The organism is Paenibacillus sp. J31R109, from assembly GCF_059692055.1.
Window position 1 is genome coordinate 251,497 of record NZ_JCAUAR010000005.1, and the last position, 14,917, is coordinate 266,413.

A 14,917-nucleotide genomic window follows, 5' to 3' on the forward strand; every position below is an offset into this window, starting at 1 on the left:
ACCCGCTATGATAGGGCTATCCGATCGGGGAGTGACCAACGAATGATAAAAAGGAATAAGGAGATAGTGGGGATGAAGCTGGTCTTCCGTACGATCAACCGGGATCGCGTGCTATATATCATGATGATTCCTGGGCTGCTGTTTTATTTGATATTCAAGTATGTGCCGATGTATGGCTTGTTGATGGCTTTCCAAAACTACTCCATCTCTAAAGGGGTATGGGGAAGCAAATGGGTAGGGTTTGAGCATTTTCGAGCGTTCTTCGATTCCCCGGATGCAGCGGTGCTCATTCGCAATACACTCGTTTTGAATGCGCTAGAGCTGCTGGTTGTCTTTCCGGCGCCTATCCTGTTGGCAGTTCTGTTCCATGAGCTTCGCTTCGCGCTATTTAAAAGGCTGGCACAAACGATAAGCTATTTACCGCATTTTATTTCAACTGTCGTCATCTGCGGTATTATCGTTAATTTCTTGTCACCGTCGACTGGTATCGTGAATCATCTGCTTCAGGCGATCGGAATCAAGCCGATTATGTTTCTCGGGGAATCGCAATGGTTCCGACCCATCTATATCGCGTCCGAGTTATGGCAAAAGGCCGGTTGGGACACGATTATTTATTTGGCTGCTATCGCTGGAGTCAATCCTACCCTGTACGAAGCGGCTAAGATTGACGGAGCGAACCGTTGGCAGCAAATTCGCCATGTGACGCTTGTCGGGATGATTCCGGTCATGATTATTTTGTTCATTATTAAAATTGGGCACATTCTCGAACTAGGCGTTCAGAAAATTATTCTGCTCTACAACCCTCTCGTCTACGATAAAGCAGATGTCATCAGCACTTTTGTGTACCGAAGAGGGCTGCTAGATGCCGATTATAGCTTCGCATCGGCAGTCAGCCTGTTTCAATCGGTCATTGGGCTGATTCTGGTGGTTGCTTTTAACCGGCTGGCTCGGAAGTATTCGGAGACAAGCTTATGGTAGCGGAGGGATGAATCAATGAAAATGAAGACGAGCTTTGGCTCTAAGCTTTTTGATGTATGTAATGTGCTCGTAATGCTCGCACTTATGATGCTGATGGTATACCCGTTTCTTTATGTGCTCTCGGCTTCCATCAGCAATCCAAGTTTAGTCGTCAAAGGGGAAGTCATCATGTTCCCCAAGCAAATCACGCTGGAAGCCTATCGGCTCGTCGCGAAGGATCCCTATATCTGGATCAGCTATTACAACACGATTAAATATACGGTATTGCAGACGCTGCTTACGCTTATCTTCACGGCCATGCTAGCTTATCCACTAGCTAAAAAGAGGCTGCTTGGCCGGCGCACGATTATGCTGCTGATCGCCTTCACGATGCTGTTCAACGGAGGACTCATTCCCACGTTCCTTGTGGTAAAGCAACTCAGTCTGATCAACACAACATGGGCTTTAATAATTCCATCCTTAATTAGTACGTGGTACTTATTTCTGATGCGAACGTTCTTCGAAGGAATTCCAGAAGAGCTGGAGGATGCGGCTACAATGGACGGCTGCAGTGCGCTGGGTGTGTTGTTCCGGGTTGTCCTTCCTTTGTCTGCACCAATTATGGCGACTGTTGCCTTATTCACGGCAGTTGGTCAGTGGAACTCATTCTTCGAAGCGCTTATCTATTTGTCCGATAAACAAATGTATCCCTTGCAGATTCATCTGCGCAATATCGTCATTTCCAGCTCCGCAGCTTCGCAGGTGTCAAGTAACCAGGATGCCGATGTGTACATTTTGGAGACCGTAAAGTACTCCACGATCATTTTTGCGACGTTGCCGATTTTACTTGTGTATCCTTTTATCCAGAAATATTTCGTACAAGGAAGCATGATTGGCGGCATTAAAGGGTAGAAACTACTGAAGCGGGGCTTAAATTAGCATATAATTGATTATGGGAGGTCTATGTAAAAATGGGCAAAGCAATCAAATGGCTGGCAGGCGTCACCGCCGTTGCCGCAACCGTTACACTGATCGCAGGTTGTACTGACACAAAGGAAGCGACACCGAAGAAAGATGCTGCTGCGACGCCAAGTGCACAGAGCAATCCCCGTACTGGGGGGCTGAATTTACCGTTTAGCGCTTCGCCGGTGACGTACAAATTTCTAATTCGTGAGGTGGCGGATATTCCCGTCAAGAATGACTGGCTCGTTCTCAAGGAGCTAGCTAAGAAAACAAACGTAAACATTCAGTTCGAACCGGTCCCATCGACGGGCTACGAAGAGAAGAAGAAACTGCTTATCGCGACGAATAACGTGCCTGACTTCTCCTTAGTGAACGAGACGGATGCGCTTAAAGCAGGTCCTGATAAAGTGTTTCTAAATTTGAAGCCGTATATCGACAAAGGGTTGATGCCCAATGTGAAAAAGCTGATGTCTGAAATTCCGGATATTACAGCTGTGGCGACGGCAGGGGACGGAGGTATTTATTCGCTGCCAGGCTTGAGTGAACCGAATTGGCTGAGTTATTCCTGGATGATACGGGACGATATAATGAAGGAACTTGGTCTGCAGGCGCCGAAGGATACGGACGAACTGTATCGCATGCTGAAGGCGATGAAGGAGAAATATCCGAAATCATCCCCCCTTATTACACAGAATGCGGCGGCAGCTGGCTCCAACGTCCCAAGTTTGTTTAACGTTTTTACAACGATGTTTACAGAAACGACGTCTGCGCTGGGCTATAATCCGTTTAATAAGAAATACGAATTCGCTCCAAGCCATCCACAGTACAAAAGCATGCTGACGTACTTAAACAAGCTGTATACAGAAGGGCTGCTCGATCAGGAATTTGCCATTATGAAAACGCAGAACTGGGAGCAACGGGTGCAATCAGGCACTTCCTTCATGACCTATTACAATAAAGGCCGCATCGATATCTTTACTGATGCAGCCGTGAAAGCAGATCCGAACGCAAAATATAACATGGTTGGTATGACGCCTGTGGCGGCACCTGGCATGAGACCCTTCCAACTGATCAAAGCGAAAGTGAACGCTCCCGTATCTGTTGCGTTATCCGCTAATATTAAGAATCCGGAAATTGCTGTACAGTTCTTCGATTATCTCTACAGTGATGAAGGATCGGATATTTACATGCTGGGTGCAGAGGGCGTTACTTACCAGAAGGTGAATGGTAAAGCACAGTATATGCCGGCATTTGGAACGATTCCGACAGCCATTCAATCCAAATTAAAAACGGAATTTGGGGTTCGCTATAACAACTTTCCGATGATGAATTATGTGAACAAAGGTAGAGATGCTGAGCCTCCGATGACCAAGAAGCTACAAGAACTCGAAGCAATGAACGCCAAGTCAGCGGTTGACCCTGCTCCTTCAGTTGTAGCGACAGAAGCTGAACTGAGTCTTGAAAAGTCGAAGCTTCCGAGTCTCGAAAAATATATCGAGCAGAAGTTAACAGAGTTCGTCATGGGGAAAACACCGATAACGGACGCCGCTTTAACTGATTTTATCGCGCAGTGCAAAAAGCTCGGAAGCGATGATCTGATCAAGATGTATAACGAGCAGCTGCAAAGAGCATTGAAGAAATAGGCACTTTATTCAAATTGTGTCTAGGAATGAAAGGAACCCGGAACATGTGGAAAATGAGAAAAGGCCGGATATTCTGGAAATATTTCTCGAGCTACATCATTTTGATCTTACTGCCTGCCATTTCCGCGTGTTTCCTGATCTATACGTACATGGTAAGCATGATGGACAGTGAGGTTGAGAAGTCGGACCTCCTTATGCTGCAAAGCTTCTCGCAGAGCACGGACAAAATGCTGTTCAATCTGCGAGAAGATATGGTTCAGATGGCAGGCTCCTACTTCGTCAGCAAGTTCAGCGAATACGGAGCAAGTCCGCAAGCGGTTGATCAGGTGGAGCGGGTGGATACGATCAAAGAAATCTACCGGGAGCTGGCTACAATCGAGAACGCCTATCAGCTCAGCCATGCTTTTCTATATTTTCCAGAACAACAGCTTGTCATTGATAAGAACGGCGTGTCTCCTAAGGACACGTTTTTCACTTATCGCCATGTGTACAAGGGGTTGTCCGCAGCGGAGCTGACCAAGTTGTTCACCGGTAAACACCGGATGACGTTCACCCCTAAGCTGAATATTCAGCGGTATGATATTTTGAACAGAGAGGTGGCAGCCTCGTCTCCGGGCGTCAGTCTGCTGATGAGCTATCCGATCGCTTCCGACACGCCGGAGGTGTATTTGGTCGCAGATCTTCAAGGACAGTCGCTGCAGTCCGACATTACGCTGGAGGCTGATCTCGGCAAAGAAACGGCCATTCTGGATGTGGCCAATCATTCCGTTATCGCGATGACACCAGGTTATTCGGAGATGAGCGTCTTGCAAGTAGAGAGTTTGGTCGCTGCGAGCGGACGCGGTTCAGGCATTGTCGAGCTGGATGGAACGAAGGTTCACGTATCTTACGTCAGCTCACGGTTGAACAATTGGTACTACGTGACGCTAACGAAGCTATCCGAGCTGCGAAAGTCCGCGAATCTGATGCGGACGGCCTCGATCTGGTTTTTGCTTGGCTTCACGGTCATCGGGTTGGTGGTCTCCGGGTTTTTAAGCCGCCGGATGGCGTCGCCGATTTACCGCATCAAATCGAAGTTCGAACTCATGCCTGAATACAAGCAGGACGCGCCGGACGGAGCGCAAGATGAGCTGCATATGATCTCGAAATGGTCCAATCATCTACTGAATCGAAGTAGTGAGATGGAGGTCACGCTGCGGGCGGTCGAGCCGATTATTCACGAACATTTTGTCGGGAAAATTGTGACCGGAGAGTGGCGAAATCCCTATCTTGTTCAACAGTACGCGAAAGAGATTGGCTTTAATTTGTACGAAAACGTACCTAAATGCGTGCTGATTATCGAGCTGCTCTATGATGTGAATACGCATCGGACGACGAGCGTCAGTGAGAAGACGCTGCATAGCACAGAACTGCGAAGCAAAATCGCAGCCGCTTTGTCCGGGCGTATCTGGTTCACACAGCCGACGGAAACCCAGCTTGTCTGCGTTATTCGGCTGATGCCGGAAGGGGGAAGCGGCGCAGAGGATGCATTGCTCATCCAGGAGATCTTGCAGCCGTTCGCGGTCTATTTCCGCAGCGTCATCTCGCTTGGCGCTGTCGCGCACCAGCCTCAGCAGTTGTACGAATCGTACTGCCAAGCGGCAGATCTGTTAGAGAATAAGCCGGTATCGCAACTGGAACATATCTTGACGGGTGAAGGCTTGAAGCATGAGCGAAGCTCATTTGACGGCTGTCTAACCCAACAAGAGCTAAGTCGAATCACGAATCTGGTCAAGACGATGGATCGACCTGGACTTGTCCGATATAGCTGTGAACTGCTGGACGAAAGCGTACGGAAGCAATATACACTGAAGGAGACGAAGGAGCTCGCACGGGATATGCTCAACGCTTTTATCCGAGAAGGGAGCATGGCAGCTGGCGTCGAAGTCAATTTGGAGACGTATCCTGCGCTGCTGGAACAGTTGTCCATGTGTGTGGAATTGGAGGAGTTCAAGCTCGTCTTCTCCGAAGCTTGCGGAACGATGCTGGCTGAAGCGGAGAGCAAGGAAGAACGATCGTTGCAGCTGGAGCAGGTCATCTCGTATATCCACGAGCACTACGCAGAAAATCTCGGACTTGAGCAGTTCGCGCGACAACTCGGCATGTCTATGGGCCATTTCAGCCGCATCTTCAAGGACTACACGTCGGAGAAATTTGTCGATTATGTCGCCAGGGTCAGGCTGAATAAAGCCAAGGAGCTGTTGAAGGAAACCGAGCTGAACATGGAGGAGGTTGCGGGGCGAGTCGGATTTATTTCCGCAACCTCGTTCATTACGACGTTCAAGAAATACGAAGGGATTACGCCGGGAAAATTTCGAATGCTTGTTTAGTTGGTAGGTCGTTACAAGAAAAAAAGTTGATCGAGGTGAACAATATTGCCAGTACACTATGATGTTAGTTATTGCACAGAGATGCCAGAGACGCGTGTCTTGGATTTATTCTTACCGGATGGGGTCAAGAATGGCGCCGCTATTCTCTTCATTCATGGCGGCGGATGGGCCAAGGGAGACAAGCAGCAGTTCCGCGATGTCGCAGCTTGGTTTGCGGAGCACGGCTTTGTATGCGCATCGATGAAATACCGACTGAGCACAGAAAAGCCGTATCCCGCCGCCTTGGAGGACGCGAGGCTGGCGATGCAGTATATGCGCGTCCACGCAGACGAATTAGGCTTCAATCCGGCGAAGATAGCGTCAGCTGGATCATCGGCTGGCGGCTACTTGGCCGCGATGTTGGCACTGATTCAGCCAGATGACGAGCTGGGAAGAACGGCTGAGTTGGTTATGACGGATACACGTGCGAATGCGGTAGCCCTCTATTGTCCGGTGACGACGCTCCATGTCGACAAGGAGTTTGTCTTAAAGTTTATGGCTGTCCCCGAATCGGACGCACCAGAGCGGTATCGCGAAGGCTCTCCGATTGATCGGATATCGGGAGGGGAACCTTCATTCCTCATCCTGAATGGGGATGAAGATAACACGACGCCTCTGGTGGAAGTACGCACTTTTGCCGAGAAGCTGATTGAGGCAGGATCACGCGCAGAAGTAATCGCTCTGCCGGGCGTGAAGCACGGCTTCAGCTATGGTATTACTTCAGATGCGCAGCAGCAGTCCATTCAGTCGATTCTAGCTTTCCTTCAGCAAGAGTTTGCGCTAGGCTGAGGGACTGGTAGTGTGGTTAATTAATAAGTCAGAGTAAACTTTTAGAGGCTGTATCCAAAGTCACTTTTGACTTTGGATACAGCCTCTATTTTCGTTAATGACATGTGAGTAATCAACCTACTTACCGCAATCTAACTGGATTTTCTCCATCTATTTGATGAGAAATCCTTGAATTCGAAAGGTTAACTGTATTTTCGAGACTGTCGATTAACTGTTTATCCTGAATATCCTATAAACATTTGAAATTTAGAAAACAACCGGAAACTTCTGCAACTCGAGATAACTTATCGCTTCCATGACATAGAGATGAACCTCGTTTGCAAAATAGCGTTATGAAAACATCTTAATTATTAGTTTAGTAGAGAATACGGGAGAATAACGTTATAGAATAGCGTTATTTCACTCTAAATGGATAAATTCCACTCCATTTGGTCGAAATAGCGTTATTTCGTAATGCTATATATTCACAGAACATATGTATGTAGCAAATAACGTTATGCCACACCTTTATTTGAAATCGCATGTAACTTTACCTTTGTAAGGAGAGACAACCTCCTCAGAAACTAACAATTTTTATAAAAATTCACTAAGTTGCATGTTTATTAAGCCTCGATTCATTAATCGACAGTCTCTTTTCTGTAGTTAATTTACTTCGATTTGCTCGGTAATTCCAATTTCATGCAAATTAAATGTATTTTTTCCATTTAATTGTGAAAACACGTCAGATTCGAGGAAATTAGCTGTAGTTTATACATCTATTCACGAAATCGTAGTCTCTAAGCGTTCGCAAGTCTCAAACCGCCGCGTCTCTCTATTTTTGAACGGCTTTGTAAATTTGCACGGAAGCGGCTGCAGCAACGTTTGCAAGAAAACAATGCCGCCAAAAAATTGAAGATTTACATAAGAATCCAGCTATCGCTATGATGGGGCTAACCGGGTGCATGCGATAAAAAGTGGGGCATAACACGCTGCAGTCTCCCGGATGTTAAAGGAGGGTGGTGGATCGCGTTTCGTTTTGATAGCGCTATCATTTCATGGGTAGATGGAGCAAGATGGCTTTAATAATCGCTAGAGGAGGTTATTTGTTCATGTTCAAACACCGTTTATGGACGCATGTGGTACTCACCCTATCCCTATCTTTCGTTTCACTGGCAGGCGCTTTATCCATCCCGAATACTGCCGAAGCGGCGGGCACGACCTTTTATGTAGATGCATCGATGCCCGATGACAGCGGGAATGGCACAAGCACGGCAACGGCTTGGAAATCACTAACCAAAGTCAACAGCGTCACTTTCCAGCCAGGCGATAAAATTTTGTTCAAAGCTGGCGGCATCTGGACGGGGCAACTGCATCCAGGGGGATCAGGAAGCTCAGCTGGCGGCGCGATTGCGATTGACATGTACGGTACAGGGAACAAGCCAATTATCGACGGCAATGGAATGACGGGGCAGGGGGTCGTCTTTTTTTCCAATCAGCAATACTGGGAAATTAATAATCTCGAAATTACCAATGACGCGTTGACAGAGGGAGATCGGAGAGGGATTGAAATCATCGCGGATACCCCTGGGACGATTAACCATTTTTATATCCGAAATAATCTCATTCACGACATTGAGGGTTCAGTCGGAGGCACACTGACCAACAAGAAGACAGCTGCCATCTATTTCGAGGGCCAGTCGGAGATGACGCAGTTTAATGATATCGTGATTGAGAATAATGTCATCCACGACGTAAAGAATCAAGGCATCGTGACGAATAACTCGGCTATCGATTTTAGCGCAGACGAGTATTACCCGGGCGAATCCGGCTGGAATAATGTCAAATATTCGAATCTGGCGATCCGCAGTAATACGATCTACAATATTTCCAAGAATGCGATGATTGTTCGGCTTGCAGATGGGGGTGTCGTCGAGTACAACGTCGCTCACGATACAGCGACAGGGACGACGGGGAATACGATGTTTACAAGGAGCTCCAGAAATACAGTGCTTCAATACAATGAAGGCTACTTGAATAGGAGTCCGGGAGTTGACGGTAACATGTACGACCCCGACCTGAGAAGTCCGGGAACGGTGTGGCAGTACAGCTATAGTCATGATAATAGTCATGGATTAATCTGGTTTTGCACGGATCCGGAGGATAGCGGGCTGATCGTCCGGTACAACATCAGCCAGAATGACAAAGGCAATCTGGTGTATATCAACTATGCGTTCACAGGAGCTTCTATTTATAACAACACGTTCTTTATCGGCTCGGGGCTCTCTCCTAAGATAATTAGAGAAAATCCAGCTAACGCGCACACGTATTCTTTTGACAATAACATCATTTACAACAATAGCTCCACGGCTGGCTATGTATTTGCATCCAGCGGGACGACGCGCTCACTGGACTCCAATACGTTCTATGGACAGCATCCGACGAGTGAACCTTCATCAGCGGTGGATACGCATAAGCTCACTTCCGATCCGATGTTAGTAGGGCCTGGTACGGGAGGTATTGGTCGCAATGGGGTGGACGGTTATAAACTGCTTGCTGGATCGCCTGCGATTGGCAGCGGGAAAGTGATTGCCAGCAACGGAGGCAAAGATTACTGGGGCAATACCGTATCGCCGACAGCTGCACCTAATCGCGGAGCTTACGGCGGAGCTGGGGTGACGTACACCGGTTTTACACGCCAGACGGAAGATTTACTGGTGACCGGTAGTACAGGTGATAGACATATTTCGTTTGCGGATACAGCTTGCAGCGGAGGGCGGTGTACCAAATTTTCGTCTGACGGGGTTGGCGACAATGTTATCTATGGCATCAATATCCCGCAGCCCGGCACCTATAACGTGAAGGTAGGCGTGAAGAAGCTGAACGATCGCGGTAAATTTCAATTGTCAGGTGCGGGGAGCCCCATCGGTACGGAACAAGATTTGTATTCGGCGACCTCTTCCGTAGTTGAGCTGAATATCGGTAACGTAACCTATAATCAAGCTGGGGATAAGGGGCTGAAGTTTACGGTAACTGGGAAAAATGCGGCCAGCGCCGACTATATTCTATCGTTTGACTATGTTGTGCTTACTAAGCAGTGATAATTGATTTTGGACGATAGGACGATATGCGGTTAAAGAGGGAGAAGAACGCGATGAAAGGTAAACAACTGGTAAAAAAGCAGCTTGCAGGCTGGCTCTTGGCCATTGCACTGCTTACGGGAGGAACGGTGACAGTGGCTGTGTTGACTGGTTTTCAGGACGATAGTCTGGGCCGCATCAACGATTCGCTGATAGACCGCAGAGAGTTTGCCTTACTTCTCTCCCAGCAGCGATCGCAGACCGTCCAAACCTACAAGAAGAAGTACAACGCAGCCGTTAACGATACATTTTGGACGACCGCCTATGAGGGCGTGACACCCGCGGATTATGCCAAGCAAGCAGCGCTGGACCAACTGATTAAATATCGGGTTGAGCAGCTCCTTGCACAAAGCAATGGACTGGACATACCAGCAGATTACGGACAATTTCTGCAGCGCCTGCGGGAGGAGAACGAGCGACGTAAGTCACTGCTGCAAACCGGAAGTCCAATCTACGGTCCTACCCAGTATAGCGAATGGGGCTTTTATGATTATGTACATTCCAACATGGTGATCAAGCTAAAGGAAAAGCTGCTGGAAGGCGGCACGATTGCCACGGCTGAAGAGCTGCACAAGGCATATGAGGCGCAAAAAGATGACGCTTACCGGATACCAGACGAAGTTACGGTGAATGTGATGTCTTTTTCGATTGGTGACGGGAATCGAGCTGAGGATGCGGTGTCTAAGCTAGCCAGCGGCGTTCTGTTCGCCCAAGTGAGAAGCGAGCTATCGCCGTTTGTGATGAACCGTCGTGCGGATGGGGAGGGCATCCTCTTGGGAGGAACCGGATCGGAGGATCGGGCCGAAGCGGAGGAGCGCCTCTTGCAGGCGGCATTGTTGCTGCAAGAAGGGGAAGCGATTCGTGTTGATTTTGCCAAGTATACCTCTGTTATTCAGCTAATTAGTAAAACGAGTAATCAATATTTTCCATTCGATGAGGTTAAAGAAGCCATGCTTCGCCAATGGGCCGACCAAGGGTTTAAACAGCAGATCGAGCAGTTGAAAAAGCAAGCGAAGGTCGAGCTGAATCAAAGGAACTATCAGCGTATTAACGTTGCAGAATGACTGGTTAAGGAAGTGAATGTACCACTTCGGAACGGAGGGACGAATGATCAGAAAGCTTTTACGTGCTGCATGGATTGTTATCTTAGGTTTGGGGATTTTCCCGCTCGCTCCAGGATTATCAGGGAACGCGCAAGCGGCGGGGGTGAATCTGGCAATAGGCAAATCCGTCACGATCAACCAAGGCGGCACACTGGGCAGTACGACAGCCAGCATGATGACCGATGGAGACTCCGCCACGATGTGGAGATCCTATGACGTTGCTACGCCAGCCACGCTTGCAGCACAAGTGACGTTGGATCTTGGCAGTGTACAGTCGTTTAACGAGATTGTGCTGACTGAGTACAAGCAAAAAGCCGTACAACTGACGGTTGACGTATCAATGGACAATACGCAGTGGACGCAGGTATATACGAATTCGTTCACCGCGACGGGTTCGACCAACCGAGTCACCGATATGCAGCTGACTAATCAATCGGCGAGGTACGTCCGAATTACAGCACCAAATGCCGTTTATGCTTTCGGTATTTATGAGCTTGAGGTCTATGGTGGCAATCTTGCGCTGGGTAAAACGGTCACGATTAATCAGGGAGGCACTTTCAGCACCAATGTGGCTGCCAACATAACGGATGGCGATGCCGCCACGATGTGGAGAACCTATGCAGATGGCAGCCCAGCCACTTTATCGGCGCAAGTTACGCTGGATCTGGGCAGCCAACAGCTGTTCAATTCGATCGTGTTGACCGAATATAAGCAAAAAGCGGTCCAGATGATCGTAGACATCTCAGATAATCAAACGGATTGGAATCCAGTTTATACACATACGTTTACTAATACAGGAACGACCAACCGTGTGACGACGTTTGCGGTAGATAATTTGACTGCTCGTTATATTCGGATTACAGTTCCGAATGCGGTCTATGCGTTCGGTCTTTATGGACTGGATGTATACAACGCTGCGAGTCCGCCATCTAGTCCAAACGGCAGCATGATTGTGCATACAGGATTGTATGGAGGAGCGGCTCAAACCATCACAGCGGCCAAAGCGGACTTCCACCTGTACCTGTTCATTGGACAATCCAATATGTCCGGTCGGGCGCCGGTGGAATCACAGGATTTTCCAGCGATCAGCAGAGCCTACTTGTTTAATGGTTTGAATCAATGGGAGGAAGCGAAGCCAGGTCTCGTGACGAATCGCACGTCTCTGACGACTACGCAAGGGTTTAATCGTTATTCTTCTGTTGAAGAGAGCACGAAGGTGAATGGTTTGAATGTCGCTAGCAGCTTTGCTAAAGCGATTACACTGAGCAGCCCCCAGCTAACGGTTGGTATTATTTCTAATGCAAGAGGCGGGACTAGTATCGCAGAATGGCAAAAAGGAGCGGGAACGGGTCTGTACGAAGAAGCAGTTAGAAGGACGAAAGAAGCGATGAAGACAGGAACCTTGAAAGGAATTATTTGGCATCAGGGGGAGTCGGATCAGTCCAAGGCGAACACCACCTACATCAGCAGTCTACAGCAGCTAGTTAATGATTTGAGGACGGATTTGGTCAGTCCTTCCATTCCTTTTGTCGCGGGCCAACTGCTGCCGACCAAAAGCGCGGATTTTAATCAAATGATTACGACGATACCGCAGTACATTGCGGGTTCATCTTGGGTTTCCAATGCGGGCACTGTCTCGATCGGTGATGGATCGCACTTTAATACAGCGAGCCAAAGGCTGCTTGGCCAGCGGTATGCGGATGAAATTTTGAATCCGTAGCGGTTGTTAAAAGCTTTTTGAAAAAAATCGGCCCCCCTTGGGTAAGAGGGGGGCCATTTTTTTTGATCTCAACTCACATCGTTGTTTTCGATAAAAAATCATTCTTTCTGTCAAAGACGCTCTCCTATAAAACATTTATATTGAAAATGAAATGAAAATGAAGGAGTGTTTCGGCGCGATGATCAACAAAAAAATCGTATTTCTACATCCATGGCAAGTTGACATGGTAGAAGAGAACTTCTCGTGTCCAATTGGGTACGGAGAAGTCCTGGTTAAGAAGCTGTACACCTTAATCAGTCCAGGAACTGAATTAGCGATGTTATCGGGGAGCGAAAATTGGTTCCAGATGCCTGGCGTTCCTGGTTATGCAGCTGTAAGTGAGATCTTGGAAGTTGGCGAAGGTGTGACCGGTTTTATAGCCGGTGATATCGTTTTTCATTATGGGAGTCACGCGAAGTATGAGGTTGTTTCCACGAGGGGGGCATTTCTAAAAGTACCGGAGAACTTGGAGTTGAAGTGGGTGCCATTCGCCCGGATGGCTACGGTGGCATCAACAGCAATTCGCGTCTCGCACATCGAGTTTGGCGATTATGTCAGCGTTACAGGGCTTGGACTCATCGGGAATATGGCTGCTCAACTGGCTCATACCCAAGGTGCGACTGTGATTGGCATCGATTTATCGGAAGAACGAATCCGAATGGCTAAGCAATGCGGCTTATTGCATAGCCTTCATGGTGGAAGGGGCAGCGTACAGGAACAAATTGCCGAGATTACCTATGGAAGAGGTGTTTCTACCCATATTGAGGCAACGGGTGTCCCGCAAGCAGCGATCCAGAGTCTTCCCTATATCGCGAAATTAGGTGAACTCATTTTGTTAGGCAGTCCGCGTGGTGAATACAACACAGATGTGACGGATATTCTGAATTACTGCCATCTCTATGGCAGGGGCTGCATTACGTTCAAGGGAGCGCATGAATGGCGTTATCCGGTCGAACCTAATGAATTTATCAAGCATTCGTTAGTAAGAAACACGAGCATCGCTTTTGAACTGATGAAGCAGAGACGGTTGTTGGTTGAACCTCTCATCAGCCATGTGCTGAAGCCGGAACAAGCGAAGGAAGCTTATGAGGGGCTTCGGGTGAATAAGGATCAGTACAGCGGTGTATTATTTGATTGGAGCCTGACATGAGTACCTAAAGAAATGTTCCTATCGGCATGATCAGAAACTTCTCTTCGTTTGGTTATAGAAAATAGGAATATGCTTCAGTTATACTTGGTAAATGATCGTTGTATTCATCGTCATTGATTCCGCAGGAGGGAAGAACATGGAGACATGGATGAATAACATATCGCCTTTTGTCAGAGTAGTCAAAATTCATAAATCCTTCTCTCTGGCGGGTGAATGGATGGATTATGACCATGTGTATACCTATATTGAACAAGGGGAAGCCGAGTTTTTTTTGGACGGGGTCAAGTATCAGGTGAAGGAAGGCGACATTCTTCTCATGCCTCCCTTCATGGCGCATATAATTCGCTCTACGTCAGAGGTGCCACTGATTCAATATATCATTCATTTTGATTTGTATTATGACGAACAACGAAGCACTTGGGAGGACCAAGCGATTACAGAAGAGCGTAAAGCCATCACCGATAAAGAGATGCAGTTTGCTTCTACAAGCCCCATTTCCCATTTGCAATTGCCGGACCAGATCGAATTAAAGAAAAGATTTTTGATCATGCAGAAGGAGTTTCTGGATCGGAGATCAGGTTATTCGTTGATCCTCAAAGGGATTTGTTTAGAGTTATTAGTCCTATTTATGAAGGGACAAGTGGGTCATAACAGTAGAGAAGGAAAGCTGACGAAGGGCTGGGTGTTCATTGAAAACACCATTACATTTATTAATGAAAGATATGGGGACCCCGATCTGGATAATCATACGATAAGTGAGCATGTTGGCATATCGACTAATCATTTATCGTTTTTATTTAAAGATCAGCTTGGCATTACGATTCATAAATATTTGACCCATATTCGAATTGAGCAATCGAAAATACGCATGATTGAAGGAACTCAAACCTTAACCGCTATTGCTGAGCTAGTGGGCTTTTCAAGTATTTATTTATTCAGCCGATCTTTCAAGGCTATGGTTGGGATTATGCCCAGCCAGTTTATGGCGATGAATTCCAAAATTGTCATGAAAATCGAATAGTCTGTCCA

Annotated in this window: 10 protein-coding genes; all 10 read left to right on the top strand. The window is 47.5% G+C overall.

Annotation, left to right across the window (positions count from 1 at the left end; translation table 11 throughout):
- Window positions 1-63: 63 nt before the first annotated feature.
- The 10 genes from AC58QT_RS16275 to AC58QT_RS16320 all read left to right on the top strand — a co-directional run bounded on the left by AC58QT_RS16275 (window position 64) and on the right by AC58QT_RS16320 (window position 14,909).
- Complete coding sequence (locus AC58QT_RS16275; protein WP_497410042.1) at window positions 64-978, top strand: ABC transporter permease; 915 nt, start codon at window positions 64-66, stop codon at window positions 976-978.
- Window positions 979-993: 15 nt separating this feature from the next.
- Window positions 994-1,869 carry a carbohydrate ABC transporter permease gene (locus AC58QT_RS16280; protein WP_497409911.1) on the top strand — a complete coding sequence of 292 codons (876 nt, stop codon included), beginning with the start codon at window positions 994-996 and terminating at the stop codon, window positions 1,867-1,869.
- A 59-nt stretch (window positions 1,870-1,928) separates the two neighbouring features.
- Complete coding sequence (locus AC58QT_RS16285) at window positions 1,929-3,563, top strand: extracellular solute-binding protein (protein WP_497409912.1); 1,635 nt, start codon at window positions 1,929-1,931, stop codon at window positions 3,561-3,563.
- Between the two features lie 44 nt (window positions 3,564-3,607).
- A complete protein-coding gene (locus AC58QT_RS16290; protein ID WP_497409913.1) occupies window positions 3,608-5,932 on the top strand; it encodes a helix-turn-helix domain-containing protein in 2,325 nt (774 codons plus the stop codon).
- Between the two features lie 45 nt (window positions 5,933-5,977).
- Window positions 5,978-6,760 carry an alpha/beta hydrolase gene (locus tag AC58QT_RS16295; RefSeq protein ID WP_497409914.1) on the top strand — a complete coding sequence of 261 codons (783 nt, stop codon included), beginning with the start codon at window positions 5,978-5,980 and terminating at the stop codon, window positions 6,758-6,760.
- A gap of 1,088 nt (window positions 6,761-7,848) precedes the next feature.
- A complete protein-coding gene (locus AC58QT_RS16300) occupies window positions 7,849-9,837 on the top strand; it encodes a hypothetical protein (RefSeq protein ID WP_497409915.1) in 1,989 nt (662 codons plus the stop codon).
- Between the two features lie 53 nt (window positions 9,838-9,890).
- On the top strand, window positions 9,891-10,940 hold the full coding sequence (locus tag AC58QT_RS16305) for a hypothetical protein (protein ID WP_497409916.1): 1,050 nt from the start codon (window positions 9,891-9,893) through the stop codon (window positions 10,938-10,940).
- Between the two features lie 43 nt (window positions 10,941-10,983).
- Entirely contained in the window at window positions 10,984-12,699 is a 1,716-nt protein-coding gene (locus AC58QT_RS16310) for a sialate O-acetylesterase (RefSeq protein WP_497409917.1), read from the top strand.
- Between the two features lie 178 nt (window positions 12,700-12,877).
- Complete coding sequence (locus tag AC58QT_RS16315; protein ID WP_497409918.1) at window positions 12,878-13,888, top strand: zinc-dependent alcohol dehydrogenase; 1,011 nt, start codon at window positions 12,878-12,880, stop codon at window positions 13,886-13,888.
- A 136-nt stretch (window positions 13,889-14,024) separates the two neighbouring features.
- Window positions 14,025-14,909, top strand: a complete 885-nt coding sequence (locus AC58QT_RS16320) for a helix-turn-helix domain-containing protein (RefSeq protein WP_497409919.1) — start codon at window positions 14,025-14,027, stop codon at window positions 14,907-14,909.
- Window positions 14,910-14,917: the final 8 nt, after the last annotated feature.